Origin of the sequence: Rhodococcus sp. 14-2470-1a (genome assembly GCF_002259425.1) — a bacterium.
Lineage (GTDB): Bacteria > Actinomycetota > Actinomycetes > Mycobacteriales > Mycobacteriaceae > Rhodococcoides > Rhodococcoides fascians_E.
Window position 1 is genome coordinate 358,237 of sequence record NZ_NPFZ01000029.1, and the last position, 25,710, is coordinate 383,946.

The 25,710-nt window shown below is 64.1% G+C and carries 29 protein-coding genes; 15 read left to right on the forward strand and 14 right to left on the reverse strand.

What is annotated here, in order from left to right; translation table 11 throughout:
• The first annotated feature begins 4 nt into the window (after window positions 1-4).
• From CH292_RS19405 to CH292_RS28970, 8 genes are all read left to right on the forward strand, one after another.
• On the forward strand, window positions 5-298 hold the full coding sequence (locus CH292_RS19405) for a hypothetical protein (RefSeq protein ID WP_094655506.1): 294 nt from the start codon (window positions 5-7) through the stop codon (window positions 296-298).
• Complete coding sequence (locus CH292_RS19410) at window positions 295-2,100, forward strand: SGNH/GDSL hydrolase family protein (protein ID WP_143545779.1); 1,806 nt, start codon at window positions 295-297, stop codon at window positions 2,098-2,100. The genes CH292_RS19405 and CH292_RS19410 overlap by 4 nt, the downstream gene beginning before the upstream one ends.
• Before the next feature lies 1 nt (window position 2,101).
• On the forward strand, window positions 2,102-4,210 hold the full coding sequence (locus CH292_RS19415) for a hypothetical protein (RefSeq protein ID WP_094655508.1): 2,109 nt from the start codon (window positions 2,102-2,104) through the stop codon (window positions 4,208-4,210).
• Window positions 4,211-4,333: 123 nt separating this feature from the next.
• Entirely contained in the window at window positions 4,334-4,549 is a 216-nt protein-coding gene (locus tag CH292_RS28655; RefSeq protein WP_143545780.1) for a hypothetical protein, read from the forward strand.
• Window positions 4,550-4,558: 9 nt separating this feature from the next.
• Window positions 4,559-5,185: a hypothetical protein gene (locus tag CH292_RS19425; protein ID WP_094655510.1), complete on the forward strand. Its 627-nt coding sequence runs from the start codon at window positions 4,559-4,561 to the stop codon at window positions 5,183-5,185.
• The gene (locus CH292_RS19430; RefSeq protein WP_094655511.1) at window positions 5,182-5,496 is read left to right on the forward strand and encodes a hypothetical protein; all 315 of its coding nucleotides are present in this window, start codon (window positions 5,182-5,184) and stop codon (window positions 5,494-5,496) included. Before CH292_RS19425 ends, CH292_RS19430 begins: the two co-directional genes overlap by 4 nt.
• Entirely contained in the window at window positions 5,489-5,830 is a 342-nt protein-coding gene (locus tag CH292_RS19435; protein WP_143545781.1) for a hypothetical protein, read from the forward strand. The genes CH292_RS19430 and CH292_RS19435 overlap by 8 nt, the downstream gene beginning before the upstream one ends.
• A complete protein-coding gene (locus CH292_RS28970; RefSeq protein WP_179278011.1) occupies window positions 5,818-5,982 on the forward strand; it encodes a hypothetical protein in 165 nt (54 codons plus the stop codon). The genes CH292_RS19435 and CH292_RS28970 overlap by 13 nt, the downstream gene beginning before the upstream one ends.
• Here CH292_RS28970 and CH292_RS19440 read toward each other — a convergent pair.
• Window positions 5,957-7,114, reverse strand: coding sequence for an XRE family transcriptional regulator (locus CH292_RS19440; protein WP_179278012.1), 1,158 nt, complete (start codon window positions 7,112-7,114; stop codon window positions 5,957-5,959). The genes CH292_RS28970 and CH292_RS19440 overlap by 26 nt on opposite strands.
• Window positions 7,101-7,709 (reverse strand): hypothetical protein, encoded by a 609-nt coding sequence (locus CH292_RS19445; RefSeq protein WP_094655514.1) that lies wholly within the window; start codon window positions 7,707-7,709, stop codon window positions 7,101-7,103. Before CH292_RS19445 ends, CH292_RS19440 begins: the two co-directional genes overlap by 14 nt.
• Before the next feature lie 470 nt (window positions 7,710-8,179).
• Between CH292_RS19445 and CH292_RS19450 the strand changes: the two genes are divergently transcribed.
• Both CH292_RS19450 and CH292_RS19455 read left to right on the forward strand, forming a co-directional pair.
• Entirely contained in the window at window positions 8,180-8,419 is a 240-nt protein-coding gene (locus tag CH292_RS19450) for a hypothetical protein (RefSeq protein WP_143545782.1), read from the forward strand.
• Between the two features lie 208 nt (window positions 8,420-8,627).
• Window positions 8,628-9,563 carry a tyrosine-type recombinase/integrase gene (locus tag CH292_RS19455; RefSeq protein ID WP_094655516.1) on the forward strand — a complete coding sequence of 312 codons (936 nt, stop codon included), beginning with the start codon at window positions 8,628-8,630 and terminating at the stop codon, window positions 9,561-9,563.
• A gap of 523 nt (window positions 9,564-10,086) precedes the next feature.
• On the opposite strand, the gene CH292_RS19465 is transcribed toward CH292_RS19455, so the two are convergent.
• The 4 genes from CH292_RS19465 to CH292_RS19485 form a co-directional block, all read right to left on the reverse strand.
• A complete protein-coding gene (locus tag CH292_RS19465; protein ID WP_094655518.1) occupies window positions 10,087-10,611 on the reverse strand; it encodes a DUF2637 domain-containing protein in 525 nt (174 codons plus the stop codon).
• Between the two features lie 15 nt (window positions 10,612-10,626).
• Window positions 10,627-11,502 carry a tyrosine-type recombinase/integrase gene (locus CH292_RS19470; RefSeq protein ID WP_179278013.1) on the reverse strand — a complete coding sequence of 292 codons (876 nt, stop codon included), beginning with the start codon at window positions 11,500-11,502 and terminating at the stop codon, window positions 10,627-10,629.
• 147 nt (window positions 11,503-11,649) lie between these two features.
• The gene (locus CH292_RS19475; RefSeq protein ID WP_094655520.1) at window positions 11,650-11,850 is read right to left on the reverse strand and encodes a hypothetical protein; all 201 of its coding nucleotides are present in this window, start codon (window positions 11,848-11,850) and stop codon (window positions 11,650-11,652) included.
• Window positions 11,851-12,301: 451 nt separating this feature from the next.
• Window positions 12,302-13,243 carry an alpha/beta fold hydrolase gene (locus tag CH292_RS19485; protein WP_094655522.1) on the reverse strand — a complete coding sequence of 314 codons (942 nt, stop codon included), beginning with the start codon at window positions 13,241-13,243 and terminating at the stop codon, window positions 12,302-12,304.
• A gap of 109 nt (window positions 13,244-13,352) precedes the next feature.
• Here CH292_RS19485 and CH292_RS19490 point away from each other — a divergent pair, with 109 nt between their 5' ends.
• On the forward strand, window positions 13,353-13,958 hold the full coding sequence (locus CH292_RS19490; RefSeq protein WP_231383831.1) for a TetR/AcrR family transcriptional regulator: 606 nt from the start codon (window positions 13,353-13,355) through the stop codon (window positions 13,956-13,958).
• Between the two features lie 19 nt (window positions 13,959-13,977).
• Window positions 13,978-14,868, forward strand: coding sequence for an alpha/beta fold hydrolase (locus tag CH292_RS19495; protein WP_094655523.1), 891 nt, complete (start codon window positions 13,978-13,980; stop codon window positions 14,866-14,868).
• On the opposite strand, the gene CH292_RS19500 is transcribed toward CH292_RS19495, so the two are convergent.
• The gene (locus tag CH292_RS19500) at window positions 14,869-15,861 is read right to left on the reverse strand and encodes an AraC family transcriptional regulator (protein WP_094655524.1); all 993 of its coding nucleotides are present in this window, start codon (window positions 15,859-15,861) and stop codon (window positions 14,869-14,871) included. It lies immediately after the preceding gene.
• 164 nt (window positions 15,862-16,025) lie between these two features.
• Here CH292_RS19500 and CH292_RS19505 point away from each other — a divergent pair, with 164 nt between their 5' ends.
• Entirely contained in the window at window positions 16,026-16,382 is a 357-nt protein-coding gene (locus CH292_RS19505; protein WP_230594138.1) for a putative quinol monooxygenase, read from the forward strand.
• A 23-nt stretch (window positions 16,383-16,405) separates the two neighbouring features.
• Here the strand turns inward: CH292_RS19505 and CH292_RS19510 are convergent, their stop codons facing one another.
• The 5 genes from CH292_RS19510 to CH292_RS19530 are packed head-to-tail and all read right to left on the reverse strand — an operon-like array spanning window position 16,406 to window position 23,501.
• A complete protein-coding gene (locus CH292_RS19510) occupies window positions 16,406-18,904 on the reverse strand; it encodes a sensor histidine kinase KdpD (protein ID WP_094655525.1) in 2,499 nt (832 codons plus the stop codon).
• A complete protein-coding gene (locus CH292_RS19515) occupies window positions 18,904-19,536 on the reverse strand; it encodes a potassium-transporting ATPase subunit C (RefSeq protein WP_094655526.1) in 633 nt (210 codons plus the stop codon). The genes CH292_RS19510 and CH292_RS19515 overlap by 1 nt, the downstream gene beginning before the upstream one ends.
• Window position 19,537: 1 nt before the next feature.
• Window positions 19,538-21,646 carry a potassium-transporting ATPase subunit KdpB gene (gene kdpB, locus CH292_RS19520; protein ID WP_094626451.1) on the reverse strand — a complete coding sequence of 703 codons (2,109 nt, stop codon included), beginning with the start codon at window positions 21,644-21,646 and terminating at the stop codon, window positions 19,538-19,540.
• Window positions 21,643-23,397, reverse strand: coding sequence for a potassium-transporting ATPase subunit KdpA (gene kdpA, locus CH292_RS19525; protein WP_033190474.1), 1,755 nt, complete (start codon window positions 23,395-23,397; stop codon window positions 21,643-21,645). Before kdpA ends, kdpB begins: the two co-directional genes overlap by 4 nt.
• Window positions 23,398-23,402: 5 nt before the next feature.
• Window positions 23,403-23,501, reverse strand: a complete 99-nt coding sequence (locus tag CH292_RS19530; protein WP_019667462.1) for a potassium-transporting ATPase subunit F — start codon at window positions 23,499-23,501, stop codon at window positions 23,403-23,405.
• 299 nt (window positions 23,502-23,800) lie between these two features.
• Here CH292_RS19530 and CH292_RS19535 point away from each other — a divergent pair, with 299 nt between their 5' ends.
• Window positions 23,801-24,427 carry a dihydrofolate reductase family protein gene (locus CH292_RS19535; protein ID WP_094626452.1) on the forward strand — a complete coding sequence of 209 codons (627 nt, stop codon included), beginning with the start codon at window positions 23,801-23,803 and terminating at the stop codon, window positions 24,425-24,427.
• A gap of 79 nt (window positions 24,428-24,506) precedes the next feature.
• On the opposite strand, the gene CH292_RS19540 is transcribed toward CH292_RS19535, so the two are convergent.
• Both CH292_RS19540 and CH292_RS19545 read right to left on the reverse strand, forming a co-directional pair.
• Window positions 24,507-24,872 carry a RidA family protein gene (locus CH292_RS19540; RefSeq protein WP_019667458.1) on the reverse strand — a complete coding sequence of 122 codons (366 nt, stop codon included), beginning with the start codon at window positions 24,870-24,872 and terminating at the stop codon, window positions 24,507-24,509.
• 18 nt (window positions 24,873-24,890) lie between these two features.
• Window positions 24,891-25,361, reverse strand: a complete 471-nt coding sequence (locus tag CH292_RS19545) for an SRPBCC family protein (RefSeq protein WP_019667457.1) — start codon at window positions 25,359-25,361, stop codon at window positions 24,891-24,893.
• Between the two features lie 16 nt (window positions 25,362-25,377).
• Here CH292_RS19545 and CH292_RS19550 point away from each other — a divergent pair, with 16 nt between their 5' ends.
• Entirely contained in the window at window positions 25,378-25,704 is a 327-nt protein-coding gene (locus CH292_RS19550; protein ID WP_026348194.1) for a helix-turn-helix transcriptional regulator, read from the forward strand.
• Window positions 25,705-25,710: the final 6 nt, after the last annotated feature.

The following is a 25,710-nucleotide window of genomic DNA, read 5'->3' on the forward strand; positions in this document are numbered from 1 at the left end:
ACCGATGAAGACAGCGACGCTGCTGCAATCCGATATGACGTCATGGCAGCAGACCACCCACCTGTACCGCCTGTCCGAACCCGTCGACGACGTCGGGCACGTCGCGGTGTGCGTCTCGACGGAACTGCACGCGCAGAGGGGAACGACGATCTTCGCGGCCACCGACACAGGCGGCACCAGACCACACCCCGAGACCGGACGCTGGTGGGTACTCGCGCGGTTCGTCGACGGCACGGCTCACGAGGAAGGGCTCAGCGAGCTCGGCTACCCAGTTGAGCAGAAGGGAACGGCGGCATGACATCTCCATTGCAGTACGGCCGGGTTGAGGATTGGATCGGTGGTCTCGTCATGGACGGCCTCGACAACGACGACCTGCCCGACGACGTCGCGTTGACCGGGACCGCGAAGTTCGAGCCGGTGCTCACCGACACTTCGGGTGGGATCCGTGTTCCGGATCTGCCGCGGTGGTTCTCGGTGCAGCCGGTCGAGGTGACGTATGCGAACGGACGGTTGACTCATCGTGGTCTGCCGTACGTGATGCTTCTCGCGCCGACGGATGCGCTGAATCCGACGAACTGGAAGTGGCAGGTCTCGTTCCAGTTGCGCCTCAACGGCAATCAGATCACCCGCAAGCAGTTCTCGTTCGCGCTCCCGGTCTACGACCCGGCCGCGCCGCTCGTCGATGGCCGCAACCCGACCGTCGTGGATCTGACGACGGTGCAGCCGGTGAACGTGCCCGGGTCGGGCACGGGTGTGGTGCAGGGCCCGCGCGGGTTCTCGATCACCGGTGTCGAGGTCGTCGAGGACGGCATCCAGTTCTACGCCGCCGGCCCGGGCGGCACGGAAGTTCCGGTCGGCGTCCCTGTTCCGTTGCCGTCTGCCGGTGAAGTAGCGGACGAGTCGATCGACGCGACGAAGCTGGTCCCGGCGCTCCGCAGCAAAGTCGAGGACGCGGTAGCGGTGACCGAGGATCCGAACAGGTCGGGTCTCTATTTTTTTAGCAGTGCGGCCGCTGGCGTGGATGGGGCGCTGGCGGCCGCGAGCCCGGCCTACAAGTCTGCCGCGTTGGCGGCGTCGACGTCTGCACTCCGGCTGATGGTGTTGTCGGATTCGACGTCGGACAGTTTCGTCGGCGGCGGCGTCAACGGTGGCTCGACGCGGTGGGCGGACACGTGGCCGAACCGTCTCGCCCGGAAACTACGTGCGCAGCTGACATTGCCTGCCGGTGGTGTCGGGTGGATCCCACCGTCACCTCCGACGTGGCCCGGTGGCTACGACTACGACACCACGGTCCGACGCCCGGTGAACTACACCGAGATGGACGAACTGAACTTCCAGATCGGGATCCCGGGATCATTGTGGTTGCAGCAAGGCCATGGCACGAACGTCTACGACGTGGAGTATCCGTTGTCACCGGGAACGTCGTCGGTGGATCTGGTGACCACCGGGTACGGCGGCCTGATTCAGGTGACGTGCGCCAACTCCGCGGCGAACACCACATTCGACTCCACGGGCGATCGGAAGGTCACCCGCGTCACGAATCCGGGTGCGTGGGTGCGGCTCGTCGGCGCGAGCTCTCCTGCCCCGGTCGGCTTCGCGCTGCTGGGGATCTACGAGTATGTCGGTGACGAGGCCTCCGGTGTGCGGATGCTCAATCTCGCTCAGGCCGCCATTCAGGCGGCGGAGGTTCATTCGTGGCTGCAGAACCCGGCGTTCTCGACCAAGCCGTTGATCGCGGCGTACGCCCCGGATGTCGCGGTGGTGGTGCTCGGCTCGAACGATCTGTCGGCGGGCGGCAAGACACCGCAGCAGACGATGGAAAGCATGGGCGGTGCGGCGCTCGAGGTGAAGTCGGTGGCGCCGGACTGTGAGGTCGTGTTCGTGATGCGTCCGAATCCGGCGGCGGAGTTTTCTGCGTTGACGAATCTGATCGTGGCGAATGCGTCGTCGATCGGTGCGCGTGTTCTGGATGTGCGGACCGATCCGCGTATCGCTCTGTCGGTGCCGGGACTGTACGTCGCCGATGGTGTGCATTTCTCTGCGGCCGGCGACGAAGCCATGGCCGATTTGATGTTGGACTACATGAAGGTAGGTGTGTGACATGGCGCGTGCGATCGTCACGGTCGACGAGAACAACAATCTCCCGGCATCGGTGAAAGGGAAACTCGACACACATTATGTCCCCGTTTGGCAGGCGTCCACGGCGTACACCGCAGGGCAGGTTGTGGCTGCGAACGGCGTCTCGATCACCCGCAACGCGAACGGCACGAGCCGACCGGCGTACGACGCTACCGAGCAAGCTCTGTGGACACCCGTCGTCGCGACACCGTCCATTGTGTCCGCTGCCGTGACACCGAAGCTGGACAAGACCGAAGCGGCGTCGATGTACGCGCTCAAGACCGAGATCGGCTCGTCGGAAGTGTGGGTTCCCGAGGTCACCTCGACAGCCCTGTACTCGACGAGCAGCAAGACCGGTGCCCGCAAGCTCCTCGCCTCCGCAGCGGGCATCTCCAACCCCCGCGCCATCAACGGCTTCGTCGGCTACGAGCAGGGCGGCGCACGCTACTTCGTGCCTGGCGACGGCTCCCTCGCACCGATGCCCGAGGCCACGAACTTCGCCGAGATCGCCGGGTGGGGCAGCTCGTCCATGCAGGGATTCCGCGATGCTCTCGTCGTCGCAGTCGCCCGCGCAGGCGGCCTGGCCTACTACAACGGCGGCGTCGGCGGACAGTCGGCGGCAAACATTCTCGCCCGCGTCGGCACCCGTCCCGCGCTCATCAACGCTGCGACGATCCCGGCTACCGGTTCCGTTGATGTGACCTGCTCGAACATGCGGTCCACCGCGCCGATCATAAGCATCCCCGGCACCCTCGCCGGGGTCGCGGGAACACTCGCGAAGAATGCGGTCGGCAACAACACCTTCACCTTCACCCGCACCGCGAACGGCTCCGAAACGCCCGTGCCTGCCGGTACGGCGTTCGTGCCCGACGCTGGTCCCGCGCACCGCGCATCGGTGACGCTGCTCAACGTCGGCAAGAACGACACCGCAGCCAACGGCACGGCTGGGTATCTGACGATGGCCGATCTCATCGCCGAAACCACACGGGTCTACAAGTACCTCTCGGGGCTCGGCAAGCACGTGCTGCTCATCGGGCACTACGTCAATCCGAACACCGCCGAGGTGTCCGATCTGCGCCGCGACGTGCTGCAACTGAACGCCTACTACGCCACCTACGGTGCACGGTACGTCGATCTGCAGGCGTACGTGACGGGCGCGGACATCTGGACGCACACCGGGGTCACGCCGAACTCGACGGACCTCGCGCAGCAGGCGCTCGGCAACCTGCCGCCGTCGCTGTCGTCGGACGGCACACACATGACCCCTGCCGCGAACACGGCGTTCATCGAGAACGTCGTCGTCCCGAAGCTCAACGCACTCGGGTGGGCGAGCATCCCGGCTACAGCCCCGGTCGCGCCGACGATGCCAGCCGACTTCCTGTATCGGCTCAATGCGGATTACCTCAAGGCTACTGTCGCGGACGGCGGGACGGTGTCGTCGCTGACCGCGCAGGCTGGGTCGGCTCCAATCACAATCGACCAGAAGCCAGCGTCGGGCACGTACCCGACGCTGAAGCATGCGGGACCGAACGGACACGCATCGCTGGTGTTCCCGAACACTGACTCTTGGCTGTCGACCACCACCGATCCGGGAACCGCACCGGTACTGATCCCGGAAGGGGCACCGAGATCCGTCGTTGTCGTCTTCAAGATTCGCGACGTGGCCGTAAATGCGGGTAACTACCCCAAGGTTCTCTCGCCCTCACTCACTCCGACACCCTCGTCTTATCAAACTCTCGGGGTGAACCTCACTGGAACGGTACGTCAGACGTCAGTGGCGAATGGCGGGTCGTCAGTTAATGCCACTGGCACCGAGAACGTGCTGGGGAAGTACACAGTCGCGGTCCTCACCACGGCGGCAGACGGCACGGCGACGATACTCACACCAGGCGCGGCGGAAACGACGGCTACAGGTCATCCACTGGGCGCGATCGTTGGCCGTAGGTGGGGCGCGCAGTACGGCAGTGCACCGGGAGTCAACGGACAGCTCGACGGCGAGATCGCCGATGAGTCCTTGTTCAGTCGAGTACTCACGCAGACTGAGCGTGCGAACACGATGGCCTACATGAAGACTCTCTACGGGATCGCGTAGCGGCCAATGCGCATTCGGCTTGACGAGAGGACAATTGACTTCATGTGCGACCACATAGATGGCTACTCGGACGAGATCCGGCAACAGTCCGGGTGCTACGAATGCGATGAGGTCAGGCCTCGAATGGACGACGGGGAGGTTGCCGAGCAGACTGAAGCGCTCGATCGCCTCGACGTCGCGATCTCTCCGGGTCATCCCGTGGAAGTCCCCGAGCGCCAGTGGCGCTTGGTGGCAGCCGACATGGCGGCAATGTTGACCGACGAGCAGTTGGCGTCCGTTCGCCAGCGTCACTTCGACCGCGTCAAGTTTGTCCCCACGGTGGGGACGCATGAGCGGTAGAGTGTGGGCATGCAATGGCCCTCGGATATGACCGTTCGCCCGATCGAGCAGTGGCCGGGTGAACTCACCCGCGACCGCAAGGTGTCGAACTTCTCGACGGCCTGGTCCTCGACGGTCGAACTCCTCGGCCGCGAGCTCCGGGCGATCGGCGGCACGGACATCGTGCTGCAGGTGGCGATGACGGAGAAGGACTTCCGCATCGACGGCTACCCCAGGGCGCAGGCCAAGCCCGAGCACCCCGGCGTGATCCTCTCCCTCGGCTCGAAGGCCGGTCCGCTCTCCTGGCCGTGCGACACGTTCACGACGTGGCAGGACAACATCCGCGGCATCGCACTGTCGATGGAAGCGCTCCGGAAGATGGAGCGGTACGGCGTCACCAAGCGCGGCGAGCAGTACACCGGATGGAAGGCGCTTCCGCAGCAGGGCTCGGCGGCGACGGAGTTCGGGACGGTGGAAGCCGCTGTCGCGTTTCTCAAGTCCACGATCCCTGGACTCCTGGTGGATCTTCCCGAACAGCGGCTCTACCGGTCCGCGCAGTCACATGCGCACCCGGATCGGCACGGCAACGATCGAACACTATGGAATCGGGTGGAGGCGGCAGGCGAAGTTCTGCGTGCTGCGAAACTCATTCGGTGACTCCACAGAAGCGAGGCGTTGTCCCGACTGCCGAGGAGCAGCGTCTCCGTGCTGCGGTGGTGGGTGCGGTGGCTGCCGAGAAGGAACTCCGTGACGCTGTCGTGGCTGCGTTGGTGGCTGGCGGTTCGGTGCGTGAGGTCGCTCGGGTGTCGGGGATCAGCGTGAACACCATCGAACGCTGGGGCAGGGCTGGTGGCTGGCCATCAGCGGAGCAGTCGGCGGCGTGGGCGAAAGCGAAAGCCGAACGGGCTGCGTTGCGGGAGCGGCAGGCAGAAGCACGACGACGACTGGAGGAAATGGACCATGAGTGAAGTGGTGATCGAGTTCGACTACCGAGCCGATGCGGGGCCGAGGCTCGTCGGGCCCTTCCATGACCGGGCCGATGCCGAGAGTTGGTTCAACCGCAACATGATCGGCGTCAATTCCACTTGGGGCGTGGTATCAGTCAGCGATCCCGACGAGGCCCCATTCGAGAAGCAGCGAGTCGCTGCGAAGGAGACCCTACGCGAGATGCGCTGCATCAACGGCCGCTGCTGCGAGGTGTACCCGATGCGTGACCAGGAGCGCTGCGAGTACGACGCACACGGGTCGCACTACTTCGACGATCCGGGCACAATCGCTCGGCTCGAAGCATGGGCACGCTGACTGATGCGTCCCTGCTCGGCGGACATCTGAACCACTACGATATGTCCCCGCCGAACCATCCGGAAATCCCGGATGGTTCGACGGATAAGGGCAAACTGTTGCACCACATGAAATTGTTGCCGGTGGTCAGCGACGTTGCCGCGGTGATCTGAAATCGACGACATCGCCGCCGCGTGCTGGTGGCTCGGCAGGGGCGTGGCTTTTCTTGGCAGGGCTCTGCCTCTCGGGAATCCACGTCTTGAGAAACTCGGGTTCGACGCCCAACTCGTGACTGGCCCGCGCGTACGGAGTGTGTCCGTACCCGCGTGTGAGCAGGGCCCACATGAGTGCGGGCTGCTCCTGTCCGACCTCGACTGGCTCTTCCTTACGCCATCCCCTGCTCGATACCTGTATCGACAGCGACTTGTATCGTGCGGGCGAAATCAACGCGAGGTCGTGTCCCCGCCTGATCAACGCCTGAATCGATGTGCCCCACTGGGCCTTCAGGCGTACGTACCCGTTCAGGCTGACTGTCTCGGACAGGTCCTTGGTGGCGACCTCGGCGGGGTACAGGAACGCGCCCGCGAACCGCATGGCCTCGGCTTCGCGTTCCTTGACAACCGGAACCGTGCGGGCGCTGTGCAACACGATATGTCCGAGCTCGTGTGCAATGGTGAGACGCTGTCGGTCACCGGCAGTGGTCGGAACGTAGCCCACGACTGCGGTGCCGTTAGGTCGCACGCCTTCGGTGATGCCCGAATGACCGTCCATCGCATGGGCAACGGCGTCGTCCCCGGAGCTCAGCGGCACCACAGCGATACCGGATCGCTCGAGTGCTCTCATGACGTGCCGTACGGGCTCACTGTGCGGGACACCGAGGGCTTCTCGGGTTTGCGCAGCCAGGACTTCGAGCTCTTCTCCTGAGAGGGGGAAGTCGGAGTGTGCAAGAGGTAGTCCGGCCGGTCGCTGGTCGAAGCGATCAAGCAGAGTCGAGCACAGGCGCTCGGCTTCGAGCAGTCGCCGTACCGCGGCGGTCGTGGACGATGCTGAAGCGCCGGCAGTCTTACGGAAACTCACTGCTGCATCTTCGATTCGACGGTTCGGCTGCTCGAAGAAACTCAGGGGAACTCGCAGGCGCTGGGAGATCGAGACTGCCGAGTCGGGTGTCAGCCGCCGACGCCCTTTCTCGATGTCAGATATCACCGACTGCCGTATCCCCACCTGCTTGCTCAGTTCGATTTGCGTCAGACCGTGAAGTTCACGCAGTGCCTTCAGTCGACCGCCGTCGGGATCAACTGAGACCATCGACGTCACGCTCATCGTCGGCACTGAAAAATAGATCCTCATCGGTCACGGTGAATCGCAACTCGGTGAAAGCTGTGCGAGAACGCGGAAGCTCGATGTCGATATCGGTCCGCAGGTTTTTGCCGAACCACGACCCTGTCGTCAACGGGCGGACCATGCGAAGGCAGAAGTCTTCGGCGGGGTTGGGCTCGGACCACAGCACGAGCAGGTTGCTGTGCGACCCGAACAGATCCAGACCGGGCAGGGGAGTGTTCTGGTAGTAGGACCGTCGGGCGCGATTCGATCCCGCGTGAGGAATCGAGTTCCCTACAGCCTCGCGGAGCAGTCGGATTGTCATGGATCCGTCGCGGTGGGCGAGGTGTACTGCACCGTTCTTCTTGTGGCCACCGGTGAGCGACCATGCGCCGAGGTCGAGTGCTTCGAGCTTTCGATACGCGAGACCTCGCAGTAGGCATGCCCGCAACCATTGTTGGTCGTCGTCGCGGACAAGCACGCTGTGATCGTTCATGACCTCACGCGCTCCGCGCATGGCTTCGTGCAAGGGTTCGACTACGTCGCCGATGCTGCCCTGCAGCGCCTCGAAACTGTTGCTCATGGGGCGATAATATCACATGGGAGTAATAATATTACACCCAAACAAACATCGATGACCGTGCAGTGCGGGACCCGGCTTCCCTCCGAGTCCCGCTGACGCCAACGTAGCATATTTCGAACACTCGTACGAATTCGTCAACTGTTGGGGGGTGATCAGGTGCCCGCCACTACAACGACGAAAGAGACATGCGTGTGGTGTCGCGGCGCGGGTGTCGTTGTAGCCGGTGAGGTCCGGTGGTGGACGGTGCCGTCGACGTGGCCGGATCATCCGTGCCCCGACTGTAGCGGCGCCGGCGTCCGGACATCGAGGCCGCGGCGTCCGTGGCCCAAGAACTGACTGGCGTCTACGGCCGGTCGTTGTACCCCTCGACAAGGAGGAGGTGTCGCCCTGTGTGGTGGCAGATAGGCGGGACGGCGGTCGCAGTCGCGGTCGTGCTCGCAGCAATCGAATCGAGCAGAAGGAGCATCATCATGGCAGTAGGAACCGAATCCGCCAAGGCACTTGCGGAAGTCAAGGACGCGATCGCGGTCGAGGTCGATCAGGCCGCAACGAAGATTGCCGACGCTGTCGGTGCGGACGCTGACACCGCCGCCGCGATCCGTGAACTTCTCGCCCCAGTGAAGGGCATCATCCCCGACGACGTCGATGCCGGCGACGGTTCGGCGCCCGACCCGGACGGCGAGGTCGTCACCGACGAGCAGACGCTCTGACGTAGACGGAGCAGTTGAATGAGAAGCCCCACTCGGAATCCGTTCCGAGTGGGGCATTTTCGTGTGCCCGGAGTTCTCGAGAAAAAGAAACCGCAACGCGCTTCTCACGTGTAATCTCGGGTCACTCGTCCTGAACGAGAAGCGGCCCCGGCCGGTGCTACCAACACCGATCGAGGCCTTGCCACCCATCCAACTCTTACCTTGGAGTGTGACCGTGTTAGACGGTACCGTGCTGCCCGCTGCCTCGCTGACCAATCCCCTGATCGGGTCCCTCGACCGCGAGCTGTACATCGAATCGTTTCTACGTCGCTGGAATGGCAACACCCGCAACGCCTATCGGCAGGACTTGATGATCTTCCTCCTGTGGGCTGACCGCGCGGGGTTCGACATCTTCCAACTTCGGCGCCCGCATCTCGAGCTGTACATGCGCTACCTTGCCGACGACCGAGGCAACTGCGCGTCGACAGTGCGTCACCGCATCGGCACCCTGAAACTGTTCTACGAGATCGCCTTGGACGACGACCTCGTGACGAAAAACCCTGCACGCCTGCTGATGCTCCCGAAGCACCGTCGCGACAATGACACCAAGGTGCACCTCGACCGAAACGAGATGCAAGCCGTAGCGCGCGCCGCCTACGACGCATCACCCGTCGACTATGCACTGGTCGTCATCATGGGATACACAGGACTTCGAGTGTCCGAGGCATGCAGCCTCGACGTCCAGAACGTGCTGGGCTACACCCGTGGCCACCGCGTCATGACGTTCATCGGCAAAGGCGACAAACCCGCCGTCGTTCCACAGCCTGCAGTGGTGATGCGAGCAATCGACGTCGTCGCCGCCGGACGTACCGACGGCGTGTTGCTGCGCAGGCGCGACGGGTCGAGGATGACGAGAGCCTCAGCGACCAAGGTCGTGCAACGAGTCGCCCGCAAAGCAGGGATCACGATGAAAGTCAGCCCGCACACATTCCGGCATTCGATGATTGTGAACGCAATCGACGCCGGAGTTCCCCTGCGCGAGGTCCAGCTCGCGGCACGCCACGCGGACATCTCGACCACCGTCGCGATCTACGACCGGGGCCGAAGCAACCTCGACACCCACGCCTCGCACACCCTCGCCGCGTATCTTGGGGCGGTGGCCTAGCAGCCAGCCCGCTGAGATTACGAAGGAGCCGAGGCTGCCTGCAATGCGGTGTAGATGCCTCGTGCTCTCTTCTCGATCGTGATGGACTGGATGGTGCATGTTGCGCCCGCGAGTCCGTCGAGCCGGCCGCTGTCGCAACCTGCATCTGAGTACTCGGCCGACGTGTCTCGAATCGTGTCGATGTCCGCACTGATCCCGGGCTGCGAGTTGTCTGGAAGCGCCGCTTCTACCTCGTAGATTTTGGAGGTGATTGCATCGAGGCAAGCGGACTGGCTCGCACCGGCAGCCCTCCCGCATGTCTGGAACGAATCGGAAGTGAGTGAGGCGAGATCGCTGCAGTACGTGTCGCACAGCTCGGTCCACGGATCCGCCGAAGCCTGCGACGAGTCCCCACCCTCAGTTCCTCCGTCATTGGTGCCGGTGCCGCATCCCGCAAGTAGAAGTAGGGTCGCGGCCGCGGCTGATGCGCATCGTGTCCATTTCATGCACGATATGTACCAGACTCGACGGTCCGATGTGGCGGCTAGCTGGCTGCGCGCGATGCTCGAAACGAAGCGCCGAGGTCGGCGACCTCCTTGGTGGCTGTTGGCAAAGTGGTGATCAACGGCGCGGGTTTGACCGTTTGCATCTCGACGACCACGGGCCCGTCTCCAGCGGCCACCGACGCCGAGGTGTCGCGGCGAGTGAGCAGAACGGTCAGGTGAGTGACAGCCAACAGGCACAGCGGGGGAACACTGGCGACGAGAATGCGAACTGCGACGGGTAGCTCTCCGGCGTAGGTGGCGTGGAGCATGTTGCAGGCGAGGCTGAGAGTAGCCCCGGCCGCGAGAAGCGACCAGGCGTACCAGCGGTGCTCGCGCAGCGCAACGACTGCAACGGTAGCCACGACGACGAGTCCATCGACGATGAGGGGCCACACCCATGCCTGCGATGGGGGCACGTGCGACCTGAGGGCGAGATCCTGGAGCGCGGTGAACGAGAGCCAGAACGCGCCCAGTGCGATCGTAACTGTGCCGATGATGGACACGTGTGATGGGAAGCGGGACATCGGTTCTCCTGGGTGTTAGGCGGCGATGGGTGCTGCCGCGGCGCGTTTGTTGACGGCTGCCCGTAGCTGAGCGCGGGTGACTGCGATGTAGCGCTGCGTGGTGGCCATGCTCTCGTGACCGAGCAGCTCCTTGCAGATCATGTAGTCCTGGGTGGCGTAGTACAGCGTCGTTGCATAGCGGTGGCGCAGCTTGTGCATGGTCCATCCGCGAGGCAACAGTCGACCGACAAGCTTGCCGATCCAGTCCGCTGAGATGTGTCCGTCGACGCAGCCGGGGAAGAGGTACCCCGTCGAGGGGAGTCCGGGCGTGTGACCGTTGGCGCCACGCCGGATGTCCCTCGCTAGTTCGTCGGTGATCGGGACCATACGTTGCTTGGCGCCTTTACCGTGGATGACGAGTTCGTATCCGTCGAATCCGTCGACGACGTCGTCGGTGTGTACCTTGGCGGCTTCCTCACGTCGGCACCCAGCTTCTTCGGCGAGTCGGGCGGCGAGCCGTTCCCGCGGGTCGGCGTCGGACAAAAGCTGCATCCACATCTGGTCACCGACCGGTCGTGGCCGCGGCTTGGATTCGCTGACGGTGGGCAGTCCGTCCGCGGGGTTCGTCTCGACAATGCCGGAATCGAGGGCCCAGTCGTAGAAGTAACCGAGCGAAGCCCGCAGGCCTCGGCGGTGATCGTTCGACCAGTTCTGACGGGCGGCCAACGCAAGGATCTGCTTGGTCGTCACATCACCGGGGTGCTGGCTGCGGAGGCGACGGGCGACCATCCGGACGTGGCCGCGGCGGAGTCGAATGGTGGTCGTGGGCGCGCCGCTCGAGATCAGCATTTCGATCCACTCGGTAACTGCGGAATCCCACTCTGTTGGAAGGAGATACATCTGCTTGTGCATTCGCTGAGACTGACCGAGATACTTGGACGACCGTCCATTTACTAATGCGTTGTGTCCGTTTTGTTGGCGTGTCGATACCATCCGGTTGTTATCAATGGTGCCGGTAACACCAACCTGATTCGAAATGGCTGTGACGATGGACAACGTTCACTCACCACCCGTCTCGGCAGCATCAGCGGCCGCATGAACCGAAGCATGCAAAGCATCTGTCCGTGCGCGGGCCTCGTCCGGAGAGAGCCGGCCAGACCGCCACCCGTCGGGGTCGGCGCTACCCCATTCGACGATGCCGGTCGCCGCGTATGCGAGGGCCAATCCGTCCTGGTCGATTCCGAACCCCTGAGACGTCATGACGCCATCGCCAAACGCAGTGGTGAAACCGCATCAAACCTGTAATCGGACGGTTGCTGGTTCGAGTCCAGCCGGGGGAGCTCGAGACCCCCATCCAGTTCCTGGGTGGGGGTTTTCTGCTGTCGAGGGCGCACATTCACCCACCTGTTGTGCGTACGCAGACCTGCGCAACGCACAACAGGTGGGTGAATTTCGTCGCGGGTTGTGTTCCTGCGTCGATGGCAGGGAGAGTGCGATGCGTGCGGTCGACCGAGTGACCTGAAGTACCAGGATTCGTTCTACTCCGTGGACTTCGCCGCCGATGTCGACGGTGGAACCGGTTTCGAGTCCGACGTCGTGAGGAAGTATCTGGAAGTCGAAGGTGATCTGTCGGGCTACCTGTTCCAGTGCTTGACCTGCGGTGCACACCGGCTGCATGTCGACTCCTGTTGAGGCAGTGCCGGATACAGGTTCAGGACGAGAGGAATCGGCTGATCTCGTCGGCGATCCGGTCGGCCTCCTCGGAGCCGACGGCGTGCGACGCCTCCGGGTAGACGACGACGGTGCCGTTGCCGAGTGCACGTCGCGCGACCTCCTCGGCGTCGGAGGCGTCGTGCATGACCGATCGTCCGGCGAGTATCGCGAGGACAGGCATTCGGAGGCCTTCCAGGTCGCTCTCGGGGATCAGCGACGGTTGCGGCAGCTTGATCGAGTAGGCGCTCATGGCGGTTTCGATCATCCGAGCCACGGCGTTGTCCTCGACAGGTGCGCCGCCGGCTGTGTACGAGGCGAACGAATCCCGCCAGGACTTGGGTAGCCACGAGACAGATGCCGGGATGGCTCGAACCGCCGTCCCGAGCGGGATGGTGGCGAACGTGTACGCCGGGTCGATCAGCATCAGGGAGGCAACACGGTCGGGGTAATGGGTTGCCAGGTTGGTCGCGGCCCATCCGCCGATGGACAGGCCCAGTAGGTTGAATTCGTCCTCGGGGAGTTGTTCGAGAGTCTGGTCGAGCCAGGCCGCGTTGTCGTCGTCGTTCTCGATCGGGACCTCTTGCACACTCATTCCCGGTTCGCCCAGCAGGTCCAGTGCGTACACGTCACCGAGTGCGAGCAGCGAGGGCATGTTCGTGGCCCAGATAGGGCTGGGTGACGATCTACCGGGAAGCAGCACGAACGGGTGCTCCGTCCTGGTCGGTCCGGTGCCGTCGAAGCGGTAGACACGAACGAATCCGAATTCCGTTCGTACGTCCAGGGTTCGGTCAGGCGTCGGCATGTCCTCCCAGGCGCGTTGGTAATCGGCCACGAACTTCTCGTGCTTGTCCTTGGAGTTCCAATGACCGACGGGGCCGGGGGTGCGGAGGGCGAATGCGCCCGCGGTCACCGTTACCGCCACGACGAGTGCCGCAATCACCCATGCTCGACGCCTTCTCCTGGGGCGGGTTGGCGATGGATCGTCCATGACTACCTCTCATTTCTTGACCTTATGGTCAAAAATTGGTCGATGTCGGTAACCTTACGTCATGTCTGCGCGTATGTCAGGGGCCGATGGACCGACCAGAATCGAGCGCGAACGGCGTGCGCAGATCATCGCCGCAGCTGTCTCACTGGTCGCCGAACACGGATATGCCGCCGCGTCGTTGGCGCGGATCGCCGATGCCGCGGGGGTCGTCAAGGGCACGGTGGTGTACCACTTCAACACCAAGGATGCGGTGCTCACGGCCGCATATCAGCATGTTCTGACCGCGCTGGTCACACACGTCGGCGAGCACGTCGACGCGTCGCCGCCACCGGAACGCCCCGAGGCATACGTGCGCGCGATGATCGGATACCTGGCGGATCATCCAGATCACGCACGAACCATGGTGCAGGCCGGACTGGCAGCTGCGAACAACGGCGCGTCCCGACACGAGAGGCAGGAGCGCTGGCGTCCCCTTGCGGGACTGTTGTCCGAGGCCAGGGGTGACGACCGGGGACCGGGACGGGACGAGCGCACACTGGCGATCCTCGCGGGAGGGATGATCGACGCGGTCGTCGACGAATTCCTGGAGGACCCCACCTTCGACACGGGGTCGGCGGCGTCGGAGATCGTCGAGATGGTCGGCAGCAGGCTCGGAGCCGACTCGTGAGGCGCCGCGATGAGTTTTCATGCCCAGCGCGGTCGACACGAGCATGACAACTCACACTTTCACCTTGTCCGGTGCAACTCTGACGTACGACGTCGTCGGTTCGTCGAGCGAAGACGCGGTACCGCTTCTGTTGATCGGTTCACCTATGGACGCAAGCGGATTCGGAACCCTGGCGTCGCACTTCACCGACAGGGTGGTGGTCACCTACGATCCCCGCAACACCGGTCGCAGTACATGCGAGGACGACACCGCCGCAGTGACAGCCGCTCAGCACGCGGACGATCTCCGCGCGCTCCTGTTCGAACTGGGCTCGGACACGGTCGATGTCTTCGCGACCAGTGGGGGAGCGGTGAATGCGCTGGCATTCGTGGCTGCCCACCCCGGACTCGTTCGAACGCTCGTCGCACACGAACCACCGGCCGGTGCGACGCTGCCGGACCGCGACCACATCCGCGCCGTCTGCGAGGACATGGTCTCCATCTACGACGCGCAGGGCTCCGGCCCCGCGATGGCTGCATTCATCATGCTGGTGATGCACCGCGGTGAGGTCGACCATGACTACCTCGATCGACCGGCGCCGGATCCATCGCAGTTCGGCCTGCCGACGGACGACGATGGATCGCGCAACGACCCGTTGATGTCCAACATGCGCGGTGGCGTTGTGGATTTCGCGCCCGACGTAGACGCGTTGAAGGCGTCCGGTACCCGCATCGTCGTCGCCGTCGGTGAGGAATCCGGCGGTCCGGTCGACGGTGAATTAGCCGGTCGCGCTGGATATGCCGTTGCTGCGCTGCTGGGCCGCGACGCCGTCGTGTTCCCCGGCGGACACCAGGGGTTCTGTGGCGGCGAGTTCGGCCAGACCGGCAGGCCCGTCGAATTCGCGGCAGCGCTGCGTTCCGTCCTGGATTGATCAGGTGTCGGATGTCGGCGCAATGGACGGCGCCGGTTCCGCTGTCGACGACGGTCGCGTCCGAGAACGGCTCCCGACGTCCCGCGATCGTGAGCGGTATCGTCCGGGCGGGATCTGTCGTTCGCGGCGAAAGGCACGACTGAAAGCGAATTCGCTGGCGTACCCGAGATCGGTTGCGATCGTGTCGAGGGAGTCGTCGGTATCGCGTAGCCGTCGGGCTGCAAGATTCATACGCCAGTCGGTCATGTACTTGCCGGGAGTGGTTCCGGTGAAGACGGCGAATCGCCGCATCAAAGTCTGTTTCGACGTCGACACTTCGCGCGCCAGCGACTCCGTGGTCCACGGACGGCCGGGCTCCTCGTGGATCTTGCTGACTGCCGAGTAGAGCAACGGGTCACGAAGAACGCCCCACCAGGACGCCGACAGTTCCGTGTCGGTCGAGAGCCAGGCTCGCATGACTTCCACCAGGAGGACGTCGACCAGACGGTCCAGCAACAGATCCGTGGCGGGTCCAGGTGCGGCAAGCTCCCTGCCGAGGATGGTGACGATATCGGACGCACTCGCGTCGAGTTGCGGCGCAGAGAGATGAAGTACGGGAGGTAGAACCGCGAAAACGGGAACGGGAGCCGCGAAATCGTAACTGTACGAGGCTCCCAGGATGTGGGTCCGAGCGCCGCCGTCCCCGAGCGCGAGGGCCGCGCCGCGGAGCCTGGCATCGACCGCGGCCGCATTGTCGCAGGAGTGCACCGGAGCCGACGGTGCACTGGCGAGCGTGTGACCCGAGCCCTGGGCGAGCACTACGACGTCGCCAGGCATCAACATGCGGGGTGTGTCACCGTCGACGATCAGGTAAGCGATCCCGGCGGTGACTGCATACACGACGGCATCACGGTCTCCCGTCCACTCCACACCCCATTCGCCTGCGGCGGTGATCCGAGCGCCTGCACTGCCCCGTACCGACGAGACCGACAACATCTCGGAGAGAACATCCACCTGTCGAGACTAGCAACGGTCCACCGAAATGCTCATAACGATTGTTCGAGTGGTTCATTCGGGTATTTTTCGGGGAGTTTCAGCCATCGATGCGTCGTCGTTGCGGTTCTAGCGTGGATCACAGCCGCGAGCACACAGCCCGCGACCTGGATGAGAGAAGTCTGATGAGCACACACGACAACACGGTTCCCGATGGCCTCGTTCCCAACGACGTACTGAATTCGACCACGCCTGTCGCGGTGTACGGTTTCGCTCGCGCCAAGGCAGGAAAAGAAGAGGCACTCGCACGCCTCATCCGTTCGATCGTTCCCGCCGTACGCGCCGAACAAGGATACGAGCAGTACTCGGTGCACACCACGCCGGCGCAGCCGGGTGCGTTCGCGTTCTACGAGCGATGGTCGACCGGGGCAGATATCGCCCGCCACCTCCAGCAACCGTTCATGCAAGCCTATTTCGGTGCGCTCCCCGAACTCGTCGAGGGCGACCTCGAGGCCGAATGGCTCCGGCCGTTGAGCGACTGAGCCGCACCGCCAACTCGGGCTGATCAGGTGTCGGATGTCGGTGAGATGGACGACGCCAGCTCCACCGTCATCGTGACACCGCCGCCGGGGGTGTCCGACACCGAGACCGACCCGCCCATCGCGTCGACGAAACCGCGGACCACGGACAGTCCGAGGCCGATGCCGGTGGTGTTGTCGGTGTCGCCGAGGCGCTGAAACGGCTCGAAGACAGCGTCTTTCGAGCCGAGCGTGATCCCCGGGCCACAGTCGGCGACAGTGATGATCGTGCGGTCGCCGACGGTAGCGGCGCCGATCCGGATCGTGGTGTCGGCGGCGTGCCTGGCTGCGTTGTCGACGAGATTGGCCAGTACCCGTTCGAGCAGAATCGGGTCGACCGCGACGGTGGTGTCACCGACGTCGACGACGAGGTCGGGTGTGCCTCGCGTAGTGGAGTCGCACGCTGCTCGCACCGCGTCCTCGACCCGAACGGTCGACAGCGTGGGCCGAACGACACCGGCGGCGAGGCGAGACGAATCGAGCAGGTTCCCGACGAGAGCGGTCAACGTGTCGGTGGACTCGTCGATCGTCGCGAGCAACTCAGCGGTGTCGTCGGCGGAGAATTCGACGTCGGTGCTGCGCAGGCTGGAGACCGACGCCTTGACAGCGGCGAGGGGAGTTCGAAGGTCGTGGCTGACGGATGACAGGAGGGCCCGCCGCAAGCGGTCACCCTCCGCCACAACCGATGCTGTGCTCGCTTCCTCGGCCAGTTCGGCTTGACGGATGAGTCCCGCCGCCTGGTTCGCGACCGCTGCGAGTACTCGTCGATCGTGTGCACCGGTTTTCGATCCGGCCAACAGCAACGCGAAATCGGCGTCCGGCGTCTCGATCGCGGTGTCGGCCGAGGGGGCGTCGATGGGCGCGTCGCTACCGACGGATTCGACGACGTCGCCCGACCGTCGAATGATCGATACTGCACGCTGCGAATAGGTTTCACGGACTCGCTCCAGCAAGGCGTGCAGGTCGCCGCCGCGCAGAACCGTGCCTGCGAACAGTGTCAACAGCTCGGCCTCCTGAGATGCACGTTTCGCCCGCGCGGCACGGCGCGCGGCGACATCGACCAGGAAGGCGACGGCGACGGCCATGATCAGCAGCACCACCGTCGTGACGAAATTGTCCGGTTCGGCGATGGTGAAACTGTAGCGGGGGTCGGCGAAGAAAAAATTGAGAAGCAACCCGGCTATCAGTGCCGACAGCGCCGCTGCGGCAACTCCACCGAGCAATGCGACTGCAAGAACCACCATGAAGAACAAGGCACTCTCGCCGCCGAGGTCGAGATAGGGGTCCACGAGCAACATCGCCAGCGCCGACAGGAACGGGACGACGACGGCTGCCGCCCAGGAGATAATCCGCCGGTGCGTCGGATCGGGTCTGATCAGTCGGGACAGACGCCACCCGCGGCTGACCTCGTCGTGCGTGACCATGTGGACGTCGATCTTCCCCGACTTCTGGATCACGGCAGCACCGATACCCTCGTCGAGAATGCGGGCCCACCGAGAGCGTCTCGACGTTCCGATCACCAACTGGGTTGCGTTCACGCCGCGGGCGAACTCCAGCAGGGTGACAGGAACATCGTCGCCGACGACACTGTGCATGCTGGCTCCGAGACGCTCGGCCAGTGCGCGGACCTTACCCATCTGCGGCGCCGACACTCCGCTGAGCCCATCGCCTCGAATGACGTGCAGCACCATCAGATCCGCGGACGACTTCGATGCGATACGCCGCGCCCGACGCACCAGCGTCTCCGATTCGGGTCCACCGGTGACCGACACGACGACCCGCTCGCGCGCCTCCCACGTCTCGGTTATCCGGTGTGCCGTTCGATATTTGGCCAGGGCCGCATCGACCTGATCGGCAATCCACAGAAGGGCGAGTTCCCGCAGCGCAGTGAGGTTGCCCTGCCGAAAGTAGTTGCTCAGTGCTGCGTCGATCTTGTCGGCGGCGTAGATGTTCCCGTGCGACAGGCGGCGTCGCAGTGCTTCGGGAGTGACGTCCACCAGTTCGATCTGATCCGCGGCTCGGACCACCGAATCGGGGACGGTCTCGCGCTGCGGGACGCCGGTGATGTGTTCGACGACGTCGTTGAGACTCTCGAGATGTTGGACGTTGAGAGTCGACACCACATCGATCCCGGCGGCAAGCAAGTCCTCGACATCCATCCAGCGTTTGCCGTTTCGGCTGCCGGGGGTGTTGGTGTGCGCGAGCTCGTCGACGAGGACCAGACCAGGTCCACGCGCGATGACGGCGTCGACGTCGATGTCCAGCGCTTTGCTACCGCGATAGTCCACGGTGCGCATCGGGACTATCTCGATTCCCTCGAGCAGGGCTGCGGTGCGCGCGCGGCCGTGGGTTTCCACCACGGCCGCAACGACATCGCATCCGCGTTCCTTCCTGCGATGCGCTTCGCCGAGCATCGCGAAGGTCTTCCCGACGCCAGGAGCGGCGCCCAGATAGATGCGCAGTTCACCGCGGGCGTCGGGGGACATCAGCTGCAGCCGGGGGCGGTCAGACCCAGCGCGACGTTGAGCTCCGGCACGTCGACTCGCTCGTTGCCGAGGAAACCGAGTTGGCGTCCCGAGGTGTACTCGTCGACGAGGGACCTCACCGTGTCCTGACTCAGCCCGTTCACCTCCGCGACTCGGGCGATCTGGATTGCCGCGTAGGCGGGGCTGATGTGTGGATCGATGCCGGATCCGGATCCGGTCACTGCGTCGGCCGGAACCTGATCCGGGTCGACGTTCTCACGTTCGGCGACCTGCACGCGTCGCTGCTCGACGAAATCGGCAAGCGTCTCGCTGCTCGGTCCCTGGTTCGAGGGAAGTGCGGCGGCGGGATCACCCGGTGCGAACGCGTCCTCGTCGGCCACCGATCCGGTGACCCGGGTGTGGAAGAACGGATCCGGCATGCCGTCCTCGACTCGAGGATCCACGCCGATCAAGCTGCTGCCGACCACGCAGCCGGTGCTGTCGGTCAACGGCGACCCTTCCGCGGAGTCCGATCCGAGCCTGCTCACCGCCCACACCGCGGCCGGGTACCCGACGCCCAGAATCACCGTGAGTGTCAACAGGACGGCGAGTCCGGCGACGATCTGACCGAAGAACCTTTGAACGAAGCGCATGTCAGCCTATCCCTGGGATGAAACGAACGACGAGATCGATGAGCCAGATACCGATGAACGGGGTGATCACACCACCGACTCCGTAGACGAGAAGGTTCCGCCGAAGCAACGTCCCCGCGTTGGACGGCACGTAACGAACGCCCTTCAGCGACAGGGGGATCAACCCGATGATGACGAGTGCATTGAAGATCACCGCCGACAGAATGGCCGATTCCGGCGTTGCCAGCCCCATGATGTTCAGCGTGCCGAGTTGCGGATACACCACGCTGAACAGTGCCGGCAGGATGGCGAAGTACTTCGCGAGATCGTTGGCGAGCGAGAAGGTCGTCAGCGCTCCCCGCGTGATCAGCAGCTGTTTTCCGATCTCGACGACCTCGATGAGTTTCGTGGGATCGGAGTCGAGATCGACCATGTTGCCGGCTTCTTTCGCGGCCGATGTGCCGGTGTTCATGGCGACGCCGACGTCCGCCTGCGCCAAGGCAGGAGCGTCGTTGGTCCCGTCACCCGTCATGGCCACGAGACGACCACCCTGCTGTTCGCGGCGAATCAGTTCCAGCTTGTCCTCGGGGGTGGCCTCGGCCAGGAAGTCGTCCACCCCGGCCTGTGCGGCAATTGCTTTGGCGGTCTTCGGGTTGTCGCCGGTGACCATGACCGTGCGGATTCCCATTGCGCGTAGTTGCGCGAAACGTTCCGCGATTCGAGGCTTGACCACATCCGACAACTCGATCACGCCGAGGACACGCGCTGAGTCGTCCTGTCCGGCGGAGGCGACGACCAGGGGAGTGCCGCCCATCTCCGCGATCGAGGTGACGGTCTCCTGTGCGTGGAAATGTAGGCCAGGGCCTACATTTCCACGCACGTAAGAGTCGACCCACGCGAGGACGGAATCCGCCGCCCCCTTGCGGATTCGAGTGCCGTCCAGGTCGATTCCGCTCATTCGCGTCTGTGCGGTGAACGGGACGAACTCCGCTGACTTCTCCGATTCGGTCGGGTGCAGGGGCAATCCGAAATCGAGCGCGCACAGATCCACGATGCTGCGCCCCTCCGGCGTTCCGTCCGCGAGGGAGGACAACCGGGCGGCCGCAGCCAATTCGTCGGCCGTGACGCCTGGAATCGGATGGAGCCCGGTGGCGCGGCGGTTTCCGTAGGTGATCGTGCCGGTCTTGTCCATCAACAGAGTGTCTATGTCGCCTGCTGCCTCGACGGCGCGCCCGGACATGGCCAGCACGTTGCGCTGGACCAACCGGTCCATCCCGGCAATCCCGATTGCCGACAGCAGGGCGCCGATGGTCGTCGGGATCAGGCAGACGAGCAGCGCGATCAGTTTGACGGGATCCTGCGCCTCACCCGCGTACGCGCCCATGGGGCCGATCGCGACGACGGCGAGAAGGAAGATGATCGTCAGGGACGCCAGCAGGATGTCGAGCGCGATCTCGTTCGGGGTCTTCTGCCTCGAGGCGCCCTCGACGAGAGCGATCATCCGATCCACGAACGTCTCGCCCTGCGCGGACGTGATCTCGACGACGATACGATCCGAGAGAACTGTGGTGCCACCGGTGACCGCGGACCGGTCGCCGCCCGATTCACGTACTACGGGTGCGGATTCGCCGGTGATGGCGGACTCGTCGACCGTCGCGATTCCCTCGATGACGTCGCCGTCGCCTGGGATGACCTCTCCTGCGGAGACGACCACGTGATCCCCGACGCGCAGGTCCGTACCCGGAACTTCCTCGATTCTTCCGTCGGTTGCCCGACGCTTGGCGACGGTGTCGCGTTTGACGGCTCTCAGGCTGGCGGCCTGTGCTTTTCCGCGCCCCTCGGCGACGGACTCGGCGAGGTTCGCGAACAGGAGGGTGAACCACAACCATGCCGCGACGAGCCACGCGAACACCGACGGGGACAGCACGGCGAGGACCGTGCAGACCACCGATCCGACGAAGACGACGAACATCACGGGGTTGCGTGCGAGATGCCGGGGATCGAGTTTGGCCGCGGCGTTCGGCAGCGAAGTCCACAACTGACGTGGACTGAAATATCCCGACCTGACCGGTGACGGTGACTCGTCGACGTCGGATTCGTCTGCGAGGAGCGGGGAGGTGGTGATGGTCATTGCAATGCCTCTGCTATCGGGCCCAGAGCGAGGGCCGGGAAGAATGTCAGTGCCGCAACGAGAACCACGGTTCCCAGTACCAGGACCGAGAACAACGGACCGGTGGTGGGCAGGGTTCCAGGATTCGGTGCGCTGCGCCGCTGGGTGACGAGTGATCCGGCGAGTGCCAGGACGAAAATGATCGGGAGGAAGCGACCGAGCAGCATCGCGACGCCGAGCGATGTCTGGAACCAGTCGCTCGTGACGGTGAGCCCACCGAAAGCGCTGCCGTTGTTGTTGGCAGCGGAGGCGAACGCGTAGAGCACCTCCGTGAAACCGTGGATGGAGCCGGGAGTGCCCGGTTCACCGGCGTTGCCCTGAAAACCGGTGGTGGACGACAGGATCACGGTGATCGCCGTACCGGTGAGAACCAACGCGGGCATGACGAGCACCGACAGTGCGGCGAGGGTTATCTGGCGTTGGCCGATCTTCTTACCGAGATACTCGGGTGTTCGGCCGACGAGCAGACCGCCGACGAAGACTGCGATGACGGCGAGGACGAGTAGGCCGTACAAGCCGGTTCCCACACCGCCCGGGGCGATTTCACCCAGCAGCATGTTCAGTAGCACCGCACCGCCGCCCAGTGGGGACATGCTGTCGTGTGCGGAATTGACCGCGCCGGTGGACGTACCGGTGGTCGCCACGGCGAACAACGTGGATCCAGGGATGCCGAAACGAACTTCCTTGCCTTCGAGCATCACTCCGGCGGCTTGGGCAGCCACACCGCGTGCGCCCGATTCTGCAGCAGCGGTCACCGCGAGCAGGGCGCCGAAGAGAACTGTCACCACGGCGAGCAGTGTCAGGCCTTGCTTTCGATCGCCGACCATGGTTCCGAACGTCCGGGTCAATGCCACCGGGACGAGCAAGATGGAGATGATCTGTACGACGTTGGACAACGGCGTCGGATTCTCGAACGGATGCGCCGAGTTGGCGGCGAAGATGCCGCCACCGTTGGTACCGAGCTCCTTGATGGCTTCCTGCGATGCGGCAGGAGCCAGCGCATTACCGGCCGTCGACCCGTCGAGTCCGGTGGACGCGAAACTGCTGGCGAAGGACTGCACAACGCCCTGGGTCAACAGGATCAGGGCGACTACGAAGGACAAAGGGAGCAGGATGCGAAGTGAACCGCGTACGAGGTCGACCCAGAAGTTGCCGAGTTCACCGCCCGTCCGTACGCGGACGAATCCACGGACAACTGCGATGGCCACCGAAAGCCCGACGGCCGCCGACACGAAGTTCTGCACGGCAAGTCCTACGGGCTGAGTGAAGTTCGACATCGTCGTCTCCGGCACGTAGGACTGCCAGTTCGTGTTGGCCACGAACGATATCGCCGTGTTGAACGCAACCGAGGGACTGACGCCGGGTAGGCCACCGTTCAGCGGGAGCACGCCCTGAACTCGTTGCAGCACATAGAGAAAGAACGCACTCGCAATCGAGAATCCCAGAACGGACAACGAGTACCCGATCCAGGTCTGCTGCGACCGTGAATCGATCCGACACAACCGGTAGATCCAGGTCTCGACGCGGAGGTCCGCCATCGCCGGTGACCGCACCACGGTCGCCGTCCCACCCGAGGCGGAGGCGACGTCCGGTGCTCGGTCGCTGTCGTGCGCGAACACTTTCGCCATGTAGTCGCCCAGCGGGACGTAGGCGGCCGCGAGTACGACTGCCACGACGCCGATCTGAAGGGCAGAAGCCAGAGCAGAGTTCATCGCCGTCAGAACCTTTCGGGATCGACGAGTGCAACGAACAGGTACACGATCGTTGCGGCCGCGATCACCAGCAGGATCACGCTGATTGCGCCGTCGAGTGTCATTTGGACACCCCGTTCGAGGCGATGGCCTTCAGGATCAATGCGCACACACCGAATCCGCCGGCCATGACCACGAGGTAGCCGAGATCAGCCATGAATTTCTTCGCCCTCTTTTTCGTAGCGTTCCGGCGGCCCAGTGCCTTCCGGTCGACTGCATGTCTACTGCCGTGTGTGCGCCGCGGAACGGATCCTTACGGATCCTTTACGGGACCGAACCGAGTTCTGACGCGAACAAGACGGCAGCGATGAATTTCGAGCGACACGACGGTCGGTACTGCAGACGACCTCGAAGGAGAAAGAACATGGGCACGATACGGCTGGAACTGTTCGCAACGCTCGACCTCGTGGCGGGGGCGCCGGGAGGCCCCGAAGAGGATCCCACCGGGTTTCCCTTCGGAGGATGGCAAGCACCTCTCATGCACGAACTCACCGGAGCTCAGGTGCAGGCTGCGTACGAGGGAACCGACGCGTTACTGCTCGGGCGTCGAACGTACGACATCTTCGCCGCGTACTGGCCGCACCAGGAAGGTGGTCAAGACGATTCGATCGCGACATTGTTCAACCGCGTCCCCAAGTACGTGGCGTCGCGCGGCACGCCCGATCTGTCGTGGAACGGTGCCACGCACCTGGGCTCCGACCTGGCGTCGGCGATAGGGGAGATCAAGAATCGGCACCAGGACATCAAGGTCGTCGGGAGCCTGAACTTCGTGCAGACGCTGGTGCGCGAGAAGCTCTTCGACCGCATCGATCTGTGGCTGTATCCCATAGTTCTCGGAGTGGGCAAGAAGGTGTTCGACGGTGGTGCGGTCCCCACCAACCTCGAGTTGCTGGCTCCGCCGGAGGCCACGGACAACGGCGTCACCTACCTCCAGTACGGGCGACTCGACGGCACGCCGCAGACAGGCGACATGTCCGCCGAGCGGCAGTGATTCGGAAGGCCCGGATGCACGTCAGGGTGCCCCGGACTTCTACCGGGACACCCTGCGCGGGCTCGGAGTCGGGGTGGTGTCAGGACACGATCGCGTCGGCTTCGATCTCCACGAACAGTGCTTCGTCGATGAGTGCGCCGACTCCGAGAAGCGTCGACGCCGGACGAATCGAGGCGAAGATCTCGCCGTGGACTGCGGCGACTTCCTGCCACAGCGACACATCGGTCAGGTAGATGCGGGTGCGGATGACGTCCTGCAGCGAACCACCCGCCTCCACGAGCGCGCGTTCGATGGTCTCGAGTGCGGCTCGGGCCTGCTCGGCCGCGGTTGCTCCCTGACCTGTGGTGCCGGACACCGCAATGTGGTTGCCGATCCGGACTGCGCGGCTGTACCCGATCTTGGGTTCCCACTCGGACCCGGACGAGATGTTCTGTCTTTGGCTCATGGGCCCAATTATGCTGCTCTACTTGTAGAACCCGTCGCGTAGGTTGATTCCGTGCTCCACCCACACCTTGAGGGCAGCGAGCATTCCCGTCCAGCCCTGGCAGTTGCCGAACGCGCTCTTCGCACCGGCAGGCGTCGGCCTCCACGAGGACTCCGTGATCGTCACGAGTGTCCTGGTGTCGTCATCGAGCGGCTCGAACTCGAAGGTCGTCGTGGTGCTCCCGTCGTCGGAGGACGTACCTTCGCCGTCCCACCTGATCACGATCCGGTTGGGTGGATCGGCGTCGATCACCTGAACGGGGAACGCGCCGGGAAAGTCGTGGAAATCCCAGGTCACCTCGGTGCCCGCGTCGAGCCGCCCGCGTGCACCTCCGGTGGTGAAGTACCTCGACAGCTGCTCGGGGTCGGCGACGGCCTCGTAGACATCGGCGACGGGTCGGGAAATTCGTCCCGACACGGTGAAGGACAGTTCGGTCAGATTCTCGGACATGTTGTATTTTTACAACATGACGGCTTCCGGGCACAAGGGTGACGACGACGACCGCGTGTTCAAAGCGCTTGCATCGCCGCTACGTCGACGTATGCTGGACGCCCTGAAAGAAGCTCCCCGTAGCACGGGCGAACTGTGTGCGCTGTTTCCCGACATCGACCGGACGACAGCGCTGCAGCACCTGCGAGTCCTCGAATCCGCCGAACTCGTGACCGGTCGCAAGATCGGCCGCGAGCGCCACCTCGCATTGGCGCCGCTGCCGATCAAGCGAATCTCGGACCGGTGGATAGGGGAGTACACCCGCGCCGCCGTCGACCTGCTGGGGCGCCTCGACGAGTCGTGACCGAGC

Bases quoted from the DNA above. Each gene is read 5' to 3' on its own strand.
- CH292_RS19470 (WP_179278013.1), bottom strand. From the start codon at position 11,502: ATGCACAAGCAGATGTATCTCCTTCCAACAGAGTGGGATTCCGCAGTT.
- CH292_RS19550 (WP_026348194.1), top strand. From the start codon at position 25,378: ATGACGGCTTCCGGGCACAAGGGTGACGACGACGACCGCGTGTTCAAA.
- kdpB (WP_094626451.1), bottom strand. From the start codon at position 21,646: ATGACCATCACCACCTCCCCGCTCCTCGCAGACGAATCCGACGTCGAC.
- CH292_RS19450 (WP_143545782.1), top strand. From the start codon at position 8,180: ATGGCAGTAGGAACCGAATCCGCCAAGGCACTTGCGGAAGTCAAGGAC.
- CH292_RS28970 (WP_179278011.1), top strand. From the start codon at position 5,818: ATGGGCACGCTGACTGATGCGTCCCTGCTCGGCGGACATCTGAACCAC.
- CH292_RS19440 (WP_179278012.1), bottom strand. From the start codon at position 7,114: ATGGTCTCAGTTGATCCCGACGGCGGTCGACTGAAGGCACTGCGTGAA.
- CH292_RS19510 (WP_094655525.1), bottom strand. From the start codon at position 18,904: ATGTCCCCCGACGCCCGCGGTGAACTGCGCATCTATCTGGGCGCCGCT.
- CH292_RS19405 (WP_094655506.1), top strand. From the start codon at position 5: ATGAAGACAGCGACGCTGCTGCAATCCGATATGACGTCATGGCAGCAG.
- CH292_RS19535 (WP_094626452.1), top strand. From the start codon at position 23,801: ATGGGCACGATACGGCTGGAACTGTTCGCAACGCTCGACCTCGTGGCG.
- CH292_RS28655 (WP_143545780.1), top strand. From the start codon at position 4,334: ATGGACGACGGGGAGGTTGCCGAGCAGACTGAAGCGCTCGATCGCCTC.
- kdpA (WP_033190474.1), bottom strand. From the start codon at position 23,397: ATGAACTCTGCTCTGGCTTCTGCCCTTCAGATCGGCGTCGTGGCAGTC.
- CH292_RS19515 (WP_094655526.1), bottom strand. From the start codon at position 19,536: ATGCGCTTCGTTCAAAGGTTCTTCGGTCAGATCGTCGCCGGACTCGCC.
- CH292_RS19465 (WP_094655518.1), bottom strand. From the start codon at position 10,611: ATGTCCCGCTTCCCATCACACGTGTCCATCATCGGCACAGTTACGATC.
- CH292_RS19530 (WP_019667462.1), bottom strand. From the start codon at position 23,501: ATGACACTCGACGGCGCAATCAGCGTGATCCTGCTGGTGATCGCGGCC.
- CH292_RS19410 (WP_143545779.1), top strand. From the start codon at position 295: ATGACATCTCCATTGCAGTACGGCCGGGTTGAGGATTGGATCGGTGGT.
- CH292_RS19545 (WP_019667457.1), bottom strand. From the start codon at position 25,361: ATGTCCGAGAATCTGACCGAACTGTCCTTCACCGTGTCGGGACGAATT.
- CH292_RS19425 (WP_094655510.1), top strand. From the start codon at position 4,559: ATGCAATGGCCCTCGGATATGACCGTTCGCCCGATCGAGCAGTGGCCG.
- CH292_RS19505 (WP_230594138.1), top strand. From the start codon at position 16,026: ATGAGCACACACGACAACACGGTTCCCGATGGCCTCGTTCCCAACGAC.
- CH292_RS19475 (WP_094655520.1), bottom strand. From the start codon at position 11,850: ATGACGTCTCAGGGGTTCGGAATCGACCAGGACGGATTGGCCCTCGCA.
- CH292_RS19495 (WP_094655523.1), top strand. From the start codon at position 13,978: ATGCCCAGCGCGGTCGACACGAGCATGACAACTCACACTTTCACCTTG.
- CH292_RS19490 (WP_231383831.1), top strand. From the start codon at position 13,353: ATGTCTGCGCGTATGTCAGGGGCCGATGGACCGACCAGAATCGAGCGC.
- CH292_RS19435 (WP_143545781.1), top strand. From the start codon at position 5,489: ATGAGTGAAGTGGTGATCGAGTTCGACTACCGAGCCGATGCGGGGCCG.
- CH292_RS19540 (WP_019667458.1), bottom strand. From the start codon at position 24,872: ATGAGCCAAAGACAGAACATCTCGTCCGGGTCCGAGTGGGAACCCAAG.
- CH292_RS19445 (WP_094655514.1), bottom strand. From the start codon at position 7,709: ATGAGCAACAGTTTCGAGGCGCTGCAGGGCAGCATCGGCGACGTAGTC.
- CH292_RS19415 (WP_094655508.1), top strand. From the start codon at position 2,102: ATGGCGCGTGCGATCGTCACGGTCGACGAGAACAACAATCTCCCGGCA.